The organism is Nocardia sp. CA-129566, from assembly GCF_050956075.1.
Lineage (GTDB): Bacteria > Actinomycetota > Actinomycetes > Mycobacteriales > Mycobacteriaceae > Nocardia.
The window spans coordinates 2,238,488-2,255,028 of sequence record NZ_CP192085.1 but is presented as its reverse complement, the minus strand read 5'-3'; the positions used below and the strand labels follow the sequence as shown (position 1 = coordinate 2,255,028).

At 66.1% G+C, this 16,541-nt stretch carries 23 protein-coding genes; 12 read left to right on the top strand and 11 right to left on the bottom strand.

Annotated elements, in window-relative coordinates:
- Nucleotides 1-55 precede the first annotated feature (55 nt).
- Nucleotides 56-1,216 carry a lipase family protein gene (locus ACQP0C_RS10055; RefSeq protein WP_433734497.1) on the top strand — a complete coding sequence of 387 codons (1,161 nt, stop codon included), beginning with the start codon at nucleotides 56-58 and terminating at the stop codon, nucleotides 1,214-1,216.
- A 79-nt stretch (nucleotides 1,217-1,295) separates the two neighbouring features.
- On the opposite strand, the gene ACQP0C_RS10050 is transcribed toward ACQP0C_RS10055, so the two are convergent.
- Complete coding sequence (locus ACQP0C_RS10050; protein WP_433732658.1) at nucleotides 1,296-2,795, bottom strand: MFS transporter; 1,500 nt, start codon at nucleotides 2,793-2,795, stop codon at nucleotides 1,296-1,298.
- A 116-nt stretch (nucleotides 2,796-2,911) separates the two neighbouring features.
- Here ACQP0C_RS10050 and ACQP0C_RS10045 point away from each other — a divergent pair, with 116 nt between their 5' ends.
- Together ACQP0C_RS10045 and ACQP0C_RS10040 are read left to right on the top strand one after the other, a co-directional pair.
- Nucleotides 2,912-3,586 carry a TetR/AcrR family transcriptional regulator gene (locus tag ACQP0C_RS10045; RefSeq protein ID WP_433732656.1) on the top strand — a complete coding sequence of 225 codons (675 nt, stop codon included), beginning with the start codon at nucleotides 2,912-2,914 and terminating at the stop codon, nucleotides 3,584-3,586.
- Nucleotides 3,587-3,642: 56 nt separating this feature from the next.
- Complete coding sequence (locus tag ACQP0C_RS10040) at nucleotides 3,643-4,938, top strand: D-arabinono-1,4-lactone oxidase (protein ID WP_433732655.1); 1,296 nt, start codon at nucleotides 3,643-3,645, stop codon at nucleotides 4,936-4,938.
- Between the two features lie 90 nt (nucleotides 4,939-5,028).
- Here ACQP0C_RS10040 and ACQP0C_RS10035 read toward each other — a convergent pair whose 3' ends face one another.
- Nucleotides 5,029-5,775 (bottom strand): SIR2 family NAD-dependent protein deacylase, encoded by a 747-nt coding sequence (locus ACQP0C_RS10035; RefSeq protein ID WP_433732654.1) that lies wholly within the window; start codon nucleotides 5,773-5,775, stop codon nucleotides 5,029-5,031.
- Between the two features lie 133 nt (nucleotides 5,776-5,908).
- Between ACQP0C_RS10035 and ACQP0C_RS10030 the strand changes: the two genes are divergently transcribed.
- The 3 genes from ACQP0C_RS10030 to ACQP0C_RS10020 all read left to right on the top strand — a co-directional run bounded on the left by ACQP0C_RS10030 (nucleotide 5,909) and on the right by ACQP0C_RS10020 (nucleotide 8,010).
- Entirely contained in the window at nucleotides 5,909-6,817 is a 909-nt protein-coding gene (locus ACQP0C_RS10030; protein WP_433732653.1) for an oxygenase MpaB family protein, read from the top strand.
- A gap of 335 nt (nucleotides 6,818-7,152) precedes the next feature.
- Nucleotides 7,153-7,566 carry an arsenate reductase ArsC gene (locus tag ACQP0C_RS10025; RefSeq protein WP_433732651.1) on the top strand — a complete coding sequence of 138 codons (414 nt, stop codon included), beginning with the start codon at nucleotides 7,153-7,155 and terminating at the stop codon, nucleotides 7,564-7,566.
- Nucleotides 7,567-7,614: 48 nt separating this feature from the next.
- Nucleotides 7,615-8,010, top strand: a complete 396-nt coding sequence (locus ACQP0C_RS10020; protein ID WP_433732650.1) for a VOC family protein — start codon at nucleotides 7,615-7,617, stop codon at nucleotides 8,008-8,010.
- A 15-nt stretch (nucleotides 8,011-8,025) separates the two neighbouring features.
- Here the strand turns inward: ACQP0C_RS10020 and ACQP0C_RS10015 are convergent, their stop codons facing one another.
- The 3 genes from ACQP0C_RS10015 to ACQP0C_RS10005 are packed head-to-tail and all read right to left on the bottom strand — an operon-like array spanning nucleotide 8,026 to nucleotide 9,328.
- Complete coding sequence (locus ACQP0C_RS10015; protein ID WP_433732649.1) at nucleotides 8,026-8,739, bottom strand: helix-turn-helix domain-containing protein; 714 nt, start codon at nucleotides 8,737-8,739, stop codon at nucleotides 8,026-8,028.
- Between the two features lie 39 nt (nucleotides 8,740-8,778).
- The gene (locus tag ACQP0C_RS10010) at nucleotides 8,779-9,057 is read right to left on the bottom strand and encodes an alpha/beta fold hydrolase (RefSeq protein ID WP_433732648.1); all 279 of its coding nucleotides are present in this window, start codon (nucleotides 9,055-9,057) and stop codon (nucleotides 8,779-8,781) included.
- Between the two features lie 22 nt (nucleotides 9,058-9,079).
- The gene (locus ACQP0C_RS10005; protein WP_433732646.1) at nucleotides 9,080-9,328 is read right to left on the bottom strand and encodes an alpha/beta fold hydrolase; all 249 of its coding nucleotides are present in this window, start codon (nucleotides 9,326-9,328) and stop codon (nucleotides 9,080-9,082) included.
- 63 nt (nucleotides 9,329-9,391) lie between these two features.
- Between ACQP0C_RS10005 and ACQP0C_RS10000 the strand changes: the two genes are divergently transcribed.
- Nucleotides 9,392-10,042 carry a winged helix-turn-helix transcriptional regulator gene (locus ACQP0C_RS10000; protein ID WP_433732645.1) on the top strand — a complete coding sequence of 217 codons (651 nt, stop codon included), beginning with the start codon at nucleotides 9,392-9,394 and terminating at the stop codon, nucleotides 10,040-10,042.
- A gap of 88 nt (nucleotides 10,043-10,130) precedes the next feature.
- On the opposite strand, the gene ACQP0C_RS09995 is transcribed toward ACQP0C_RS10000, so the two are convergent.
- Nucleotides 10,131-10,616: a hypothetical protein gene (locus tag ACQP0C_RS09995; RefSeq protein ID WP_433732643.1), complete on the bottom strand. Its 486-nt coding sequence runs from the start codon at nucleotides 10,614-10,616 to the stop codon at nucleotides 10,131-10,133.
- Nucleotides 10,617-10,943: 327 nt separating this feature from the next.
- On the opposite strand from ACQP0C_RS09995, the gene ACQP0C_RS09990 reads away from it, so the two are divergent.
- Genes ACQP0C_RS09990 through ACQP0C_RS09980 form a run of 3 tightly spaced genes read left to right on the top strand, consistent with a single transcriptional unit; the run spans nucleotide 10,944 to nucleotide 12,852 of the window.
- On the top strand, nucleotides 10,944-11,372 hold the full coding sequence (locus tag ACQP0C_RS09990) for a dienelactone hydrolase family protein (RefSeq protein ID WP_433732642.1): 429 nt from the start codon (nucleotides 10,944-10,946) through the stop codon (nucleotides 11,370-11,372).
- Complete coding sequence (locus ACQP0C_RS09985; RefSeq protein ID WP_433732641.1) at nucleotides 11,284-12,249, top strand: threonine/serine dehydratase; 966 nt, start codon at nucleotides 11,284-11,286, stop codon at nucleotides 12,247-12,249. Before ACQP0C_RS09990 ends, ACQP0C_RS09985 begins: the two co-directional genes overlap by 89 nt.
- Before the next feature lie 60 nt (nucleotides 12,250-12,309).
- Complete coding sequence (locus tag ACQP0C_RS09980) at nucleotides 12,310-12,852, top strand: thioredoxin family protein (protein ID WP_433732640.1); 543 nt, start codon at nucleotides 12,310-12,312, stop codon at nucleotides 12,850-12,852.
- Here the strand turns inward: ACQP0C_RS09980 and ACQP0C_RS09975 are convergent.
- Genes ACQP0C_RS09975 through ACQP0C_RS09965 form a run of 3 tightly spaced genes read right to left on the bottom strand, consistent with a single transcriptional unit; the run spans nucleotide 12,849 to nucleotide 13,947 of the window.
- Entirely contained in the window at nucleotides 12,849-13,139 is a 291-nt protein-coding gene (locus ACQP0C_RS09975) for a hypothetical protein (RefSeq protein WP_433685594.1), read from the bottom strand. The genes ACQP0C_RS09980 and ACQP0C_RS09975 overlap by 4 nt on opposite strands.
- A 2-nt stretch (nucleotides 13,140-13,141) precedes the next feature.
- Nucleotides 13,142-13,702: a hypothetical protein gene (locus ACQP0C_RS09970; protein WP_433732639.1), complete on the bottom strand. Its 561-nt coding sequence runs from the start codon at nucleotides 13,700-13,702 to the stop codon at nucleotides 13,142-13,144.
- Complete coding sequence (locus ACQP0C_RS09965) at nucleotides 13,627-13,947, bottom strand: hypothetical protein (protein WP_433732638.1); 321 nt, start codon at nucleotides 13,945-13,947, stop codon at nucleotides 13,627-13,629. Before ACQP0C_RS09965 ends, ACQP0C_RS09970 begins: the two co-directional genes overlap by 76 nt.
- Before the next feature lie 22 nt (nucleotides 13,948-13,969).
- Here ACQP0C_RS09965 and ACQP0C_RS09960 point away from each other — a divergent pair, with 22 nt between their 5' ends.
- Entirely contained in the window at nucleotides 13,970-14,248 is a 279-nt protein-coding gene (locus ACQP0C_RS09960) for a hypothetical protein (RefSeq protein WP_433732637.1), read from the top strand.
- 113 nt (nucleotides 14,249-14,361) lie between these two features.
- Nucleotides 14,362-14,970 carry a TetR/AcrR family transcriptional regulator gene (locus tag ACQP0C_RS09955; protein WP_433732636.1) on the top strand — a complete coding sequence of 203 codons (609 nt, stop codon included), beginning with the start codon at nucleotides 14,362-14,364 and terminating at the stop codon, nucleotides 14,968-14,970.
- Between the two features lie 8 nt (nucleotides 14,971-14,978).
- Here ACQP0C_RS09955 and ACQP0C_RS09950 read toward each other — a convergent pair whose 3' ends face one another.
- Both ACQP0C_RS09950 and ACQP0C_RS09945 read right to left on the bottom strand, forming a co-directional pair.
- Nucleotides 14,979-15,350 carry an META domain-containing protein gene (locus ACQP0C_RS09950; RefSeq protein WP_433732635.1) on the bottom strand — a complete coding sequence of 124 codons (372 nt, stop codon included), beginning with the start codon at nucleotides 15,348-15,350 and terminating at the stop codon, nucleotides 14,979-14,981.
- 193 nt (nucleotides 15,351-15,543) lie between these two features.
- Complete coding sequence (locus ACQP0C_RS09945) at nucleotides 15,544-16,257, bottom strand: helix-turn-helix domain-containing protein (RefSeq protein WP_433732634.1); 714 nt, start codon at nucleotides 16,255-16,257, stop codon at nucleotides 15,544-15,546.
- Nucleotides 16,258-16,541: the final 284 nt, after the last annotated feature.

The window sequence follows — 16,541 nt, the reverse complement described above, 5'->3', positions numbered from 1 at the left end:
ATCGATTCGTCGGATACGGATACGGCGACCGTCGGTCCGGCGACTCGGTGTCGCGATCTTGGCGACCACGCTGGCCGGATTCGGCTACGCACCACCCGCGATCGCACAGCCGACCTATCCGATTCCGGATCCGGACGGTTTCTATTGGGCGCCACCGGATGTGGGCAATTTTCAGCCCGGCGATGTGATCCGTAGCAGGCCGGTGGCCGCGACGGGCTTCCCCGGCGCGACGGGGTGGCAGCTGCTCTACCGGTCGACCAATTCAGCGGGCGATCCCATCGCCGCGGTGACCACGGTGCTGCTACCAGTGGGCGGCGGACTCGATCGACCGCTGGTGTCGTATCAACCGGCCACCAACTCACTCGGCCTGCAGTGCGCGCCCTCGCACAGCCTCTTCGACGGCGGGATGGAGGAGGCGCCCGCGCTCAATGTGCTGCTGGCCCGCGGCTGGGCGGTCGCCGTTCCGGACCACTTCGGCCCGACCAGCGCCTACGGCGCGGCCCGCCTCGGCGGCAGGCTGACACTCGACGGTATCCGGGCGGTAAAGCGTTTCCCACCAGCCGATCTCGCGCGCAGCCCGGTCGGCATGATCGGGTACTCGAGCGGCGGCATGGCGACCGGATTCGCGGCGGCCCTCGCCCCGGAGTACGCGCCGGAACTGCCGATCGTCGGGGTGGCGCAGGGCGGCGTGCCGGTGAATGTCGGCAAACTCGCCCGCCAGGTCGGCCAGCAGCCGAACCGGTTGTTCGGCCTCGGTTTCGCCGCGGCGATGGGGCTGGAGCGCGAATACCCGACCCAGATGGCGCTGGAAAGGATCCTCAATCCGACGGGATGGGCACTGCGCGACCAGGTCGCCAACGCCTGCACCAGCGAAATCATCGCGGCGGGCGAGTACAAGGATTTCGACGATGTGTTCAATGGCTCGATGTTCGACGCGGCCGGGAACACGATCGGGGTCATGGACGAGAACAGCCTGGAGACCTATTCCGGCGTACCGCGCGCGCCGTTGTACGAATGGCACGGCACCGATGACGACGACGTCGACCCCTGGCTGGCCCGGGATGTGATGGGCCGCTACTGCGCGGCGGGCACTCCGGTGCTGCTCGACCTGATCCCGGGCGCCGACCACAACTCGGCGATCTTCATCGGCGTGCCACGGGCATTCAGCTATCTGTCCGATCGCTTCGCGGGACTCCCGGCCCCCAGCAACTGCTGATACCGGATTACCGGTACACCGAAAACACAACGCCCGCGTCATCATTGACGCGGGCGCTGTGCTGTTCGAGCGGAACAGTTCAGTGCACGATGACCGGCTCACCCTCGGATGGCGCCGGCACCGTATTCGGCATCAGGAATCCGGTGAGCACCGCACCGGCCACGAAAATCGCGGTGGCCCACCAGAAGCTGGTCGTGTAGCTCTCGATCTGCGCCTGTGCCATCGCCAGTGGACCTGGCTGGTGCGAGGACAGGTAGTCGGTCGCGGCCGAAGCGGCGATGGTGCTCAGCAGCGCCGTGCCGATCGAACCGCCGACCTGCTGGCTGGTATTGATCATCGCCGACGCCACACCCGCGTCCTCGTGGTGCACTCCGGCCGTCGCACCCTGGAAGGCGGTCGACATCGCGCCACCGAGGCCCAGACCCAGCAGAATCAGCGCGGGCAGGATATTCGCGACATAGCTGCTGTCCAAACCGATCTGGGTCAGCCATGCCATGCCTAGCGCGGCGACCAGGAAGCCACCGGCGACCACCATCTTCGGACCGACCTTCGGCAGCAGCAGCGAGGGCACTGTGGTCGAGGAAGCGACCATGCCCGCCACCATCGGCAGGACGGCCAGACCGGTCTTGATCGGCGAGTAGCCCATGCTCAGCTGCATGTAGTAGACCAGGAACAGGAAGACGGCGAACATTCCGATACCCGCGACGAACACCGTCAGGAACGAACCGCCGCGGGTGCGGTCCAGCACGATGCGCAGCGGCAGCAGCGGATTCGCGATCCGGGTCTCGATCGCCACGAACACCGCGAGCAGTGCCGCGCCGCCGATCAGGAAGGTCAGGGTGGCCGGGTTGGTCCAGCTGGTGGACTCGGCGTGCGAGAAGCCGTAGACGATGCCGAACAGCGCGGCGGTTACCACGACGGTGCCGGGGATGTCGAGCTTGGGCCGCTCGGTCACCACATGCCGTGCCAGCAGCAGCACCGCACCGACCAGCGCGACCGCGGCGAAGCCGAGGTTGACGAACATCGCCCAGCGCCACGACGCCCATTCGGTGAGCATGCCGCCGAGCAGCAGGCCGATGGCGCCACCGGCACCGGCGACCGCACCGAAGATGCCGAAGGCCTTGGCCCGTTCGGATGGTTCGGTGAAGGTGACCGTCAGCAGCGACAATGCGGCCGGTGCCAGCAATGCGCCGAAGACGCCCTGCCCGACTCGGGCCGCGACCAACATCTCGAAGCTGGTCGCCGCGCCGCCGACCGCGGAGGCGACGGCGAATCCGACCAGGCCGATAATGAAGGTGTTGCGTCGGCCGAACAGGTCACTGAGTCGGCCACCGAGCAGCAGCAGGCTGCCGAAGGCAAGGGCGTAACCGGTGACGACCCACTGCCGGTCGCCGTCGCTGAAACCGAGGTCCAGTTGCGCTGCGGGCAGCGCGATATTCACGACGGTCGCGTCGAGCACCACCATGAGCTGAGCGACGCCGAGTACGGCGAGCACCCACCAGCGCAGGGCATGCGAGCCGCGGCGGCCCGAGTCAGATTTCTCGGGGGCGAGTGCCCCACGGTCCAACGTGGTAGTCATGTGTCCCCTTATGTCTCGAGGCTTATGCGGAGGCACCTCCTCCGCTTACCGATTAAGCTAACACAATAACGGAGACAACACCTCCGCTTAATCCCGCTTATTGCTAGGATGTTCCTGTGAATCACGCCACTACCGTGCCTCCACCTCGGCGTCTCCGTGCCGACGCCGCTCGCAATCAGCAGCGGATCGTCGAGGCAGCCCGCCAGCTCTTCGCCGATCACGGACTCGAGATCACCCTCGACGATGTGGCCGAACGCGCCGGAGTCGGCGTCGGCACCGTCTACCGACGCTTTGCCAATAAGAAGGAATTGATCGCCGAGGTCTTCGAACAGAACGTCGGCGAGTTCGCCGTCGCCGCCGAGGCCGCCGCGCAGCATCCGGACCCCTGGCTGGGACTGGTCCAGTTCTTCGAGTACGCCTGCACCCACCTGGCCACCAATCGTGGCTTCAGCGAGGTGATGCTCGAACTCGAGGAGGATATGGACCGCTTCGCCCAGTTGCGCGACCGGATCAAGCCGACCGTGGCCGCGGTCATCGATCGCGCGCGCGAAGCGGGCGCACTGCAGCCCGATATCGAGCCCTCGGACTTCTTCGCGCTGATCCACATGGTCGACGCACTCGCCGAGTTCTCCAAGCCGGTGAACCCGAACACCTGGCAGCGCTATATGGCCATCGCACTCAATGGCGTACGCAGCGATACCGCGCCGCGCCGACCGCTTCCGGTACCTCCACTGACGGATGACGAAGTCGAACAGGCCAAGTCGTTCGTCTGCGCGGGCAGAAAGCGCTAGCGCGAAAAATCGGACATATCTAGCGCATATGTCACCGTTCCCCTAAAGTTGGACGTATGACCAACTCGTGGGGGAACTGGGCTGGGGATCAGCAGTGCGCTCCGGCCGCCATTGCCGCCCCTCGCAATTCCGAAGAATTGGCCGCGATCATCGGCCGCGCCGCCAGCACCGGACAGACTGTACGCGTCGCCGGAGCGGGCCATTCCTTCACCGATGCCGTGCTGACCGACGGCATCTTGGTGAACCTCGCGAAGATGAACCGCATCCTCACCGTGGACCGGGAGACCGGCCTGGTCCGAGTCGAGGCGGGCATCACTCTCAATGCCACCAGCACCGCACTGCATCCGCTCGGCCTTGCGTTCCCCAATCTGGGCGATATCGATGTGCAGACCGTCGCCGGCGCCACCGCCACGGGCACCCACGGCACCGGCTCGACCCTGCAGAACCTCTCGGCCGCACTGCAATCCATCGAGTTGGTACTCGCCGACGGCAGCCGGGTCGAGGTGAACGAGCAGACCGATCCGGAGGGCTGGCGCGCGGCGCGGGTCAGCATCGGCGCGCTCGGCGTGGTCAGTGCGGTCACCTTGCAGTTGGTGCCCTCGTTCGTGCTCGAGGGGATCGAGCGGCCGGTGCCGGTCGAGGAGATCCTCGCGGATCTGGACTCCTTTGTCGACGGCAACCAGCATTTCGAGTTCTACATGTTCGGACACAGTCCGCTGGCGATGACCAAGCGCAACAACCCCGTCGACCTGCCGGAGCAGCCGCGCGGTAAGGCCGCCGACTGGTTCGCCGACATCCTGATGTCCAACTACGCCTTCGACGCGCTGTGCCGGCTGGGCAAGCGGCAGCCGCGGCTGGTGCCGTGGATCCATCGCGGTGCGGCGTACGCGGGCAGCTACCGTCGCCAGGTCGACCGCTCCTATCGAGTCTTCGCCTCGCCCCGCCTGATTCGCTTCACCGAAATGGAGTACGCGATCCCGCGCGAGCATTCCGCCGCCGCCATCCGCGAGATCAAAGAGCTCTCGACGAAGTTCGATACACCCATGCCGATCGAGGTGCGCTGGGTCGCCCCCGATGACGCATTCCTGTCCCCCGCCGGTGGCCGCGACACCTGCTACATCGCCGTGCACCAATATCGTGGAATGGACTTCGAACCGTATTTCCGCGCCTGCGAAGCGGTTTTCGACAAGTACAACGGTCGCCCGCACTGGGGTAAGCGCCACTTTCAGACCGCCGAGACGCTTCGGCCGCGGTACCCGGACTGGGACCGCTTCGCCGAGGTGCGCCGCCGTTTCGACCCGAAGGGCCGCTTCGCGAACCCGTACATCGAACGAGTCCTCGGCTGTGTTTGATTTGCAGCGCCTACGGCGCTGCGTGTTCGCGGCCCCCTCGGTCTCGAACGTCGCTCGTAAGGCTCGCTCCGCTGTGGTTGGTCGGCGACGTCAGTTGGCCAGTATTTCGGATACCAGGCGCGGTAGCGCGGTGCCGATGGGTTCGCGGATGACCTCGGTGGCAATGCCGTCGTAGGGGGTGGGCTCGGCGTTGACGATGACCAGATCCGCGCCGCTGTCAACGGCGACCGCGCACATCGACGCGGCGGGCTCCACCTGCAGCGAGGAGCCGATGGCCAGGAAGATATCGCTGGCCTCGGCGGTCAGCGCGGCCTTGGTCATGGTGCGCCGGTCCATCTGCTGGCCGAACATGATGGTCGCCGATTTCAGGATGCCGCCGCAGGCCGGGCACGGCGGATCCGCCTCACCCGCCGCCACGCGAGCCAGGGTGGCGGCCATGGTCGTCTGGTAATCGCAGCCGACGCAGACGACTTCGAACATATTGCCGTGGATCTCGATCACCCGGCCTGGCGAGGATCCGGCGCGCTGGTGCAGCCGGTCGATGTTCTGAGTGATGATCGTGATGGTGCGTCCGGCGCGCTCCAGGTCGGCGAGTGCGGTGTGCGCGGCATTCGGCTCGGCCTGCCAGGCCGGATTGTCGCGGCGCGCCAGCCAGGACCGTTTACGCAGCTCCGGATCGGCAAGGTAGGCGTCATAGGTCGACAGCAGTTCGGCGATGGGATCCTTCGTCCACACCCCGCGCGGGCCACGGAAGTCCGGTATGCCGGAATCGGTGGAGATGCCCGCACCGGTGAGCACGCCGATCCGTCCGTCACGTTTGCGCCAGTCGCTCGTCATATCGAATCAGCCTAGGGCGCTGCGCGATCCATGCCCACAGCGATCGGTCGGCCGCTACGACGAGCCGAGTTCGTGAGAGATTGATATACTAAATCTCTCATATTCTTGAAATGGCCGATCAAAGGAGATCGCAATGACCGCCGCCGTCGCATTCGACAGCAGTTCAGGGACCGGACCGCAGCGCCGCCCATTCGCACCGGGTACGCGGATGTGGGACGAGACCGGGTTGATCACCTTCTCCCTGACGGCCGGTTCGGCGTTCCTACTGCAGACCATGGAGCCGACCATCTCCGCCGTGGTCGATGAGCACTCCAGCTTCCGGACCGATCCGCTCGGACGCGCGGTGCGCAGCATCGGTTCGGTAATGATGTGGATCTACGGCGGTGACGAGGCGATCGCCGAGGCGGATCGGCTGCGCACAATGCACGCCTCGCTCAACACCACCACCCCGGACGGCGTACGACACAAGGCACTGGCCTCCGGACCGTGGGCCTGGGTCCTGCACACCGGCACCTTCGCCTTCACCGAGAACGCGCAGTACTTCTCCCGCCGCCCGCTCACCGCGGCCGAGAAGGAGGCGTACTACCAGGAGACGGTGCAGCTCATGCGCAATTTCTCGGTGGCTCCCAAGGAAGTTCCGGCGAACTACGCCGAATTCGAGAAGTTCTTCGCGGATATGGTCGAGCACCACCTGCAGGAGACCGACACCGCACACGACTACCTGAAGGTGATCCGGTCCGTCGCGCCGCCGCGGCAGCTGCCGCGAGCATTGCGGCCGGTGTGGAAGCGCGTGGTATCGCCGGTGGGACGGCTGCAGTACTTCGTCACCATCGGCACCACCCCGGAGCCCGCGCGTCGCAAGCTCGGACTGACCTGGACCGCATCCGATGAACGGAAACTGAAGGCGTTGGGCTGGTTTATCGCCCGCACGGTGCCGCTGCTGCCGGAGCGGGTGCGCTACTTCCCGATCGCGTACGAGGCGCGCCGGCTGGAGCGCGATCGCGCGCGACTGCGCAAGGTCATCGATCTGCGTCCCATGTGAGTATGGCGCGCTCGGCTGCGGCGAGCGCCGTCAGGAAGGGCCCGCGGTTGCCGATTCGGCGCCGCGGGCCCCACCGTATGCAGGCAAAATACAGAATTCATGACCGACCGGTTTCTTCTCGGCCGATATCCCGCGCGCCGCAACAACTCTCGAGCGAGCCGCCTCGAGATACCTTGGCGGACAAAGTCGGCCCCCTCGTCGCGAAACACATTCGCCCCGCCCTGGTATACGTATCACGCACCCTACGACGCAGACCCGGTGCAAACTGTGCCCGACATTTCCGACATCGCGCCCAGCACAGCTCCGATACACCAGCCTGAAAGGTTTTCCCGCGTATGGCTCACAAGCCCATCGTGCTGTTCGTCTGTGTCCACAATGCGGGCCGGTCGCAAATGGCCGCCGGATTCCTCGACACGCTCGCCGGTGACCGCATCGATGTGCGTTCCGCTGGCAGCGTGCCCGCCGACGAACTCAACCCGGCAGCCGTCGCGGTCATGGCCGAACTCGATATCGACATCTCCGCGCAGGCGCCCAAAGCGCTGACCGTCGACGCGGTGGCCATGTCCGATGTCGTCGTCACCATGGGCTGCGGCGACGTATGCCCGTTCTTCCCCGGCATCAGCTATCGCGACTGGATGCTGCCCGATCCGACCGGCGAGGACATCGCCATCGTGCGCTCGATCCGCGACCGGATCCGCATCCTGGTGGAGAACCTGATCGCCGAATTGATTCCGGCCACCGCCTGCTGAGTCCGATTCGTTCAATACACCTGCCGAAGTGCGGCATACGCTGCGGATATGACTCCACAACTGAACGTCATCGGCATTGTCGTCGGCGATATGACCGCCTCGCTCGCCTTCTACCGACGCCTGGGTCTCGAGTTCCCGGAGAGGTCTGACAGCGAAGGCCACGTTGAAGCCGCACTTCCGGGCGGCGTGCGCGTCATGCTGGATACCGAAGCGGTCGTCAAGTCCTTCCACACCGACTGGCAGCGGCCGACGACGGCGGGCCGGATCGGACTGGCGTTCCAGTGCGCGGACCCGGCCGAAGTCGATGCGGTCTACGACGAACTCATCGGCGCGGGCTACCACGGCGAGTTGAAGCCATGGGACGCCTTCTGGGGCCAGCGCTATGCCACGATCCTGGATCCGGACGGCAATGGCGTCGATCTGTACGCGCCGCTGTCCAGTTGATCCGGTAACCGGGCGCTACGCGCGAGTGAGCAACTCGCTCAACCGCATTCCGGCCAGTTCGCGCACATCGCGCGCGAGATGGGCCTGGTCGGCGAATCCGGTGCGAACTGCGGTGTCCGCGAGCGGCACTCCGCTGCGGGCCACCGCGAGCGCTCGCTGCAGCCGCAGAATGCGCGCCAAGGTTTTGGGCCCGTAGCCGAATGCCGCGAGCGATCGCCGATGCAGCACCCGGGCACCGAGCCCGGCGGCGGCGGCGGCGGTCGCCGCGACCGACCACCCGGCATCCAGTGCACCGACGATCCGGCGCAATACCGGATCGGGCGACTCGGCCTCGGATGCCCGCCGCAGTGCGATCGCCTCGAGCGCGGCGGGCTGATCCCGCGCCGCCCCAACCTGTTCCGCGAGCCGTCGCGCCGTCGCCGGGGACCACAGATCGGCCAAATCGACGCGCCTATCGCGCAACTCGTGCGCGGGCACCCCGAGCAGCGCGGGTGCGGTCCCCGGCGCGAACCGAATCCCCACCCACCGCCGGCCGACCGCACCATCGGCCATATACGCCCGGGTATCCGGCCCGGCGACCAGCAATCTGCCTTCGCTCCACAGCAGATCCATACAGCCGTCCGGCAGCACCGGCAGCGCCGCTGCCCCGGTGGCGTTGGTGTTCGTCCACACCACGGCATCGGTGAGCCGCGACCGCCGCTCCCGATACCTCGACGCCACCTCTGCCACGGATCCGAGGCTACCCGCGCCGCCCGCCGAAGTCGGGCCTCAGTCGAGGAAGGTCAGCAGCCGGTCGGCCAACCACTGCGGCTGCTCCTCCGGCACGAAGTGACCGCACTCCGGGATCGACTCGAGGCGCATATCGTCGGCGTAATCGCGATAGCTATCCGGCACACCCTCGGCGAGTGGATCGCGGGCACCGTTGAGGTGCAGCGTCGGCACTCGCAGTCGAATCATCCGATAGTGCCGCGCGAAGTGCGGCACCTCGTGCAACAAGACATTGCGATTGAAATCGATGGTCGCCGCATGCGCGCTCGGCGTCCGCATGCGATCCAGATAGACCGCGGTCTCACCAGGCCGGCGCCCGCCGCACGCCCAGCTGATCCATCAATTCGACGAGGTCACGCGCCAGTCGTTCGAAGGTGTACCCGCCGCCGGAGCCTTCGGACCACCCGAGGCCGCGGATGTCCGGGCAGATCACCCGATACCGCCGGGCGAGCGGCGCGATCACCTGCCGCCACTCCCACCAGTGCTGCGGCCAGCCGTGCAGCAGGATCAGTGGCTCGCCCGTGCCCGCCTCGGCGTAGTGGATGCGCAAGCCGTCGACCCGACGCTAACATAAGATTTAGAAGTAAGGACACCATCTTTTAGAACAAGAGGGATGGCGATGGCGCGACGCACCTATAACCAGTACTGCGGACTGTCCCGCAGCCTCGATCTCGTCGGCGAACGGTGGACGCTGCTGATCGTCCGCGAACTGATGGCGGGACCGAAGCGCTACACCGATCTGGCCGATGCGCTCGACGGCATCGGCACCAGCCTGCTGGCCGCGCGCATCAAGCAGCTCGACGATGACGGCCTGATCACCCGGTACACACTGCCGCCACCGGCCGCGTCGCAGGTATACGAGCTCACCTCGGCCGGTCGAGAACTCGCGACAGCGCTTGTCCCCCTTGCGATGTGGGGCATCCGGCACCAATTCGACGAACCGCGTAAAGCCGAGGAGAGCTACCGCGCCGAATGGACGCTCGTCTTCCTCGCCACGCTGATCGACCCGCCCACGGATATGCGCGCGACGATCCAGTTCCACATCGACGGTTCCGCGGGGGCCATCAGGATCAGCGACGGACAGGCGAGCGTGATCCCCGGCGAAATCGGCGACGCCGACGCCACCATCACCACCGACCTGCGCACCCTGGGCCGCATCGGCACCCGCGAACTCGATCCGGCGGATGTCGTCGATCGGGTGCGGGTAGCCGGTAACACCGAACTCGCCCTGCGCCTACTGGGTTTGGTCACCAACCGACGGTGATATTCGATGAATTCTCGGCCGCCCGATCGTCATGTCCAGCGGACTCGAGTTCCCGCGCCATCACGGCGCCGGTGTATCGAATCACCCGTCAGTGCGGAGTGATACCGCGCGGAACGACCCGGATCGCCGGATTATCACCCGCGGCGATTTTCGACTCCGGATCCTTGCATCCCACGGTGACCTCGGCACCCGGTGGCGAGGAAAAGGTCCACAGCGTCATCCACTCTTTCCCGCCGATATTTTCCTGTTTGTTCGTATTGGTCGAACGTAGGTCTTCGTTGCGGCCGGTGCTGTCAGTGACGGTGCAGCGCAGGCTCGTGGTCGCGGCGCTCCAGTCGACGGGCACCCTGATATCCATCACGGCATCGGCGGGAATGGGCACTTTCTTGGTCTCCCCCAGCGGAATTCGCACACCGCCGCCGGGTACCTCGGGTTCGGTCACGGCGGGTGCGCTCACCGAACTAGAATCCGACGCGGTCGTCGATTCCGATGCGGCCGTGTCGGACTTGTCATCCGAACACCCCGCCACGGCGACGGCCAGCGATGCCGTCACCGTCATCCAGATCAGTTTCACAGGTCAACCTCTCTTCGACAGAGCATGACTACAACTTCCAGATGGACGCAGACTACATGGCGCGAAAATCGCCAATTTGTTCGCAAATAAGAGGACTCGGCCGATATCGGAAATCAGCACGCTCGATGTCCGCACCGCCGATGGCAATGCCGACGCCTACCTGGCCCGACCCGATGACGGCGCACCCATCCCGGCGTGCTGTTCCACATGGACGCCTACGGCCTGCGCCCGTGCCTGCGCGAAATGATGGAAGCCATCGCGGCCAATGGGTTCACTGTATTGGCGCCCAATGTTTTCTACTGATACGGGCGCGCCCCGGTGCTGCCGATGCCCGAATCCGCCGTCCCCGCAGCGCACGCGAAATTCTTTGCCGCACTGGGCCCGATGCGTGCCGCGTTCACGCCGGAGAAAGCGTTGCAGGACGCACAAACCTATCTCGATCGGCTCAGCGCCGCCGAGTTCGTTACACCGGGTCCGGTGGCCGTGTCCGGATACCGCATGGGCGGCAAACTCACCTTGTGCACCGCGGGTGCATTCGGGAATCGCATTGCCGCGGCGGCGAGTTTCCACGGCGGCCGCGTGGCCGTGGACGAACAACGACCGCCACCTCGCGTTACTGCGGCGGACCCAGCAGGCAAAATAATGGGACGAGCGCGGAGGAGTGCCGATGGAGTTGAGCTACGAGGATGTGAAAGCTGCCGCCGATCGGATCGCCGGTCGGGTGCGGCCGGTCGCCGTCGTCCCTGGGGACGGTGACGCGGTCGCGCCGACCGGATCCGGATCGTGTGAGCTATGGCTGGCGCTGGAGTTCATGCAGCACACCGGATCGTTCAAAGCCCGTGGGGCGCAGAACTTCATCCAGGCGCACCGCGATGACGCGACGCTACCCGATGCGGGCGTGACCATCGCCTCGGGCGGAAACGCGGGGCTCGCGTGCGCATGGGCGGCACGCGGGCAGGGCGTTCGGGCGACGGTTTTCCTGCCGACCACCGCTCCGGCCGTGAAGGTCGAGCGGCTGCGCGGCTACGGCGCGGATGTGCGCCTGGTCGGTACCGAGTACGCCGAGGCGCTCGCCGCCTGTCACGACTACGCCGACACCAGCGGCGCGCTGCGCTCCCACGCCTATGACAATCCGTATATCGCGGCCGGTGCGGGCACCTTGATGATGGAGATCCACCGCCAACTCTCCCGGCTGGACACCATCGTCGTCGCGGTCGGCGGCGGCGGGCTGTTCGCCGGAATCGCCACGGCCGCGGCGCACTACGGTGTGCGGACGATCGCGGTGGAACCGGAGAACTGCCGGGCTTTGCACGCCGCGATCGCGGCCGGGCAGATCGTCGACGCACCGGTCGACTCGGTCGCCGCCGATTCCCTCGGCGCCCGCCGCGCCACCGAGCTGGCACTGCGCGCGGCACAAAATTACGACGTCACCTCGATCCTCGTCCCCGATCGCGACATCATCGCGACCCGCAGAAAGCTGTGGCACGACCGTCGCCTGGCGGTTGAACACGCCGCCGCGACCGCGCTCGCGGCCCTGACCAGCACTGACGGCGTCTACCGTGCCGAACCCGGCGAGCGGATCTGTGTCGTGCTGTGCGGTGCGAATACCGATCCGACGGACCTGACGCAGTAATTCGGGTCGCGCTCGGGCCGAGGGCACTAAGCTCGATATCGACTCGGATGGAGGCACCTCATGTCGGTTCAATCCCTCATGGTCCCGGTCGGAACGCCCGCGCCGGACTTCACACTGCCCGATCTCGACGGTCACACCCACGCCAGGGCCGACTACACAGCCGGCCCCGGCCTCCTGGTCATCTTCGCCTGCAACCACTGCCCGTACGTGCGGCATATCGAGTCCAAGCTCGGCGAGGTACTCGGCACGCTGACGATCCCGACGGTCGCGGTCTGCACCAATGACGCCGACGCCTACCCGGACGACGCACCAGCAGGACTGCGCGCCCAAGCCGACCGCGCCGGTTGGAAATTCCCCTACCTGATCGACGAATCCCAGCAGGTGGGTCGAGCTTTCAGCGCCGCGTGCACGCCGGACTTCTTCCTCTACGACGCGCGCCTCGAACTCGCCTACCGCGGCGCATTCGACGAATCCACGCCGGGCAACGGTAAACCGGTGACCGGCAATGAGTTACGCGCCGCGATCGAGAATGTGCTCGCCGGAACACCCGTGCCCGAACCGCATCGGCCGAGCATGGGTTGCTCCATCAAATGGCGGGCCTAGGTACCGATCACCGCATTCATGATCGTGCCCGCACTGGTCGCGACGACGCCGCCGATCATGGCTCCCGCCACCATCTTCGGTGACTGCAAGCCGCCGCCGGACCACTTCTCCCAGGCGAACCGACCGCCCGCGTAGGTGATGGCGGTGATGCCGGCCAGCAGAATGAACCAGGTGAAATAGCGCACCATCTGCAGGATTTTGTCTGCGACGGGTGGCGCCTCCGGTGTCGGGTTGCCGAGTTGGGCCAGGACTGCTCCATAGGTGTCATGTGCCGCGGCGAGAATCATGCTCACAGTCGAACCCCTCTTCTGATATCGGCGACGCCGTAGAGCGCCCTCGCCAGATAATAGCCTCTCGACTCGAGACAGATTGTGCAGCAACCGGATTCAACGACATACCGGTCAGCTGGATTTCCGCACCGGTTCGCGATCGTGCCGCAGCATGTGCAGCGCGAGCAGCAGACCCGATACCGTGAGGACAGCGGCGATCGGATAGATCGAACGCAGTCCGGGTCCGTCATCGATGGCGCCCAGCCGCCGATCCGGCCCGCGAACGCGGCGGCGAGTTGGAAGCCGGAGGCATTGACCGCGACGGCCAGCGTCGGGGCCGCACCTGCCGCGCCGACGACCCCCGTCTGCATGCCGGGAATGATCGCGAAGGCCAGCGCGCCGAGCACGAAAACCAGTGCCACCGCGAGCAATTGGATCTCGGCAACCGCCCAGAACAGTGTCAGCGTGCCCGCCAGGGCCGTCAGCAGACGCGCCAGCGACGGCATCAGCACCTTATCGGCCAGCCGACCACCGAGGTGATTACCGAGCACCGAACCCGCCCCGTACACCAGCAGTAGCACACCGGCACCGCACCCGGTGCGAAACCACCGATATCGGTGAGCAGCGGGGTGAAGTACGTAAAGACCGTCACCACACCGACATTGCCGAGCGCGGTGAGCGCGATCGCCAATTGCATACCGCGATCGGCGAATACGCGCAACTCCCCCAGCACCGATCCGCGCGCAGCCACCGGCATCGTCGGCAGAAAACGCAGCACCAGCAGCAGCGCGACGGTCGCACAGAGCGCCACCGACGCGAATGTCACACGCCAACCGAAGTATTGGCCGATGGCCGTACCGATCGGCGCGCCACCGATAATGCCCAGATTTGAACACCACCAGCATGAGCGAAAAATCGGTCACATTCAGGAGCTGATTCGGCGGCAACCACATCCGACCGACCGACGGGCCAAGCAGATCGTGCTCACGGCCGCCGGGGAACGGCGGCGCGCCGAGGCCCTCGACCTACTCGGCACCCAGTCGCCATTGACCTCGCTCACCGCCGCCCAGCAGGAGACGCTGCGCGATCTGCTGCATGCGATGATGTCGCCCGACTCCCTTGTTTAAACATACGTCCGGACGTATTCTTTGACTATGGCGACGGCGACGCGCCCGACCGATAAGCGAGTGCCCAAATGATGACAGCATCGGGAAGCGATTCGACAAGGGATGGTGGCCCGGTGGCGGGTGGACCCGAGGACAAGCGTCTGCAGCGCGGCGCGCGCAGTCGACAGCTCGTGCTCCGTCAGGCCGTCGACACCGCCTCCCTCGATGGTCTCGACGGCCTGAGCTTCGGCAAACTGGCGACCGACACCGGCCTGAGCAAGGCGGGCGTGCAGACGCTGTTCAAGACCAAGGAAGCCCTGCAGCTGGCGGCGCTCGACCTGGCCCGCGAGATGTTCATCGACGCCGTCATCCGCCCCGCACGCACACAACCCCATGGGGTGCAACGCCTTCGCGCGCTGATCGAGCACTGGATCGGCTATGCCGCGGCACCGCTTTTCGCGGGCGGCTGCTACCGCGTCGCCAACATGGCGGATTTCGACAGCCGTCCAGGACCGGTCCGCGACGCCCTGGTCCGCGACCAGCGGGACTGGTTGGCAACCATCGTCCACGAACTTCGGTATGCCGTCGATGCGGGCGAAATCGCGGACCTGGACACCGATTTCGCCGCCTTTCAGATCGACGCAGCCCTGTGCTCGGCCAATACCGCCCTGCGGCTCGGCGATACCGATGTGGTGGGCAAGGTCCGCCGGGTGGTCGAGGGCTTTCTCACCCCACCGGCATGAACCGCGGGTCAGGGGCGGTCGGCGGTTCGCTCCAGCTCGATGCGGGTTCGGTCGTCGGTGAGGATCAAGGTGCCGTCAACGGTGGTCCAAGTGGGGGCGAGTAGGAGGAATTCGGTCAGCCAGGTGTCCTGGTTGGTGACCTCCCGCGGATAGGACAGGACGGTACTGAAGGGGGAACGGGTTTTCAGGACGCCGTCATCGACATCGACCTCGAACATCACGGTATTGCCGCCCGCGTGGGCGGACAGGCGCTGGGTTTCCTGGACGAACCACAAGGTGATCCGGGTGCCGCGGACCAGGAATCGCGGTCGGCCGTTCTCCGTAACCGACGAGGAGACATAGCGGTGACCCCACAGTTCGCAGTCGTGCCCACCACCCATTGCCCGAGCACCGCCCCTCATCGAATCGCTACGCGATAATGGCCCACCCGTCACCCGACCACCACCCCTCATCGAATCGCTACGCGATAATGTCATTTGGTGGATCAGCCCTTACTCACGGCGGACGACGGCCCACCTATCCTGATTGCCGCCCCCATCGGGCAGAAATGACCCGGTCCACTGAGCGAACCGATCAGCGCAGATTCTTCTCGATTTCGCGCGCGGCGCGTGCGACCAGGCCCGGCAGATTCGGCGGAAACTGTTGCGACAGTGACATACAAGCGATAGCGGCCGCCTCGCAGACGCCGGGTTGGCGGATCGCCGCTGCGGCACAACATATTCCGGCTATCAGTTCGTGGTGGTCAACGGAAACCATTCCGGCATCGGCGATTCCGGTGCGCACGCGATGCCATTCGGCGGCCGAATAGGTCGGTGGCGGGACGGTATTGTCGGTACGTCCCGCGAAGAGGACCTGCGCCAGCGCGGTCCGATACACCACGTCGGGGTCCGCGGTGGTGTTGAGGAAGAATTCCGCGCCCTTGACGCCGGCCACCAGCCGGACCTCACCCGCTTCGAGAACACAAACCGCGACAGTCGAATTCGTCACGGCCGCCAATACCCGGGCCGGTCGCTGCGCGGCCCGGCGCAGCAGCGGTGCGGCCTGCCAGTGCCGTCCCAGCTCCGCCATCCGCTCGCCGACGAAATACCGTTGCTCCACCCGCTGCACCGCGCCGAGCACGACCAACTGCTCGGCCAACCGGTAAGCGGTGGCCTTGGCCAACCCGGTGGACCTGGCCAGCTGCGATAGTCCACAGCCCTCCGGCGCCGCCGAAATTGCTTCCAGTATCTGGAAACCGGCATCGAGCACCCCACGGCTCGCTCCGTCAGCCGATGGACTCCCGGCCATCGCCCCGCCTTCCTCCGCACCGCGGCCGCACGTCGGCACAACACGGCAAGAGAAGATGCTACGCCCATTGTCGTTCGCAACAAGGCGTTCTGCATCGCTCAACTCACGGTGAGTACAACCTGGCCCGGGCCGCGCCCCCTTTCGATCACGGCGGCACCTACGCAATCGCCCGCACCGCATCAGCTTAGGCGCAGAATCAGGGGTTTTCTCAGCAGAGTCTCATCGAAGACCAGCCCTGGTCTCAGGAGTGTTCCGTTCAATAGCCGGTAGCTGCCCCGCCCGGT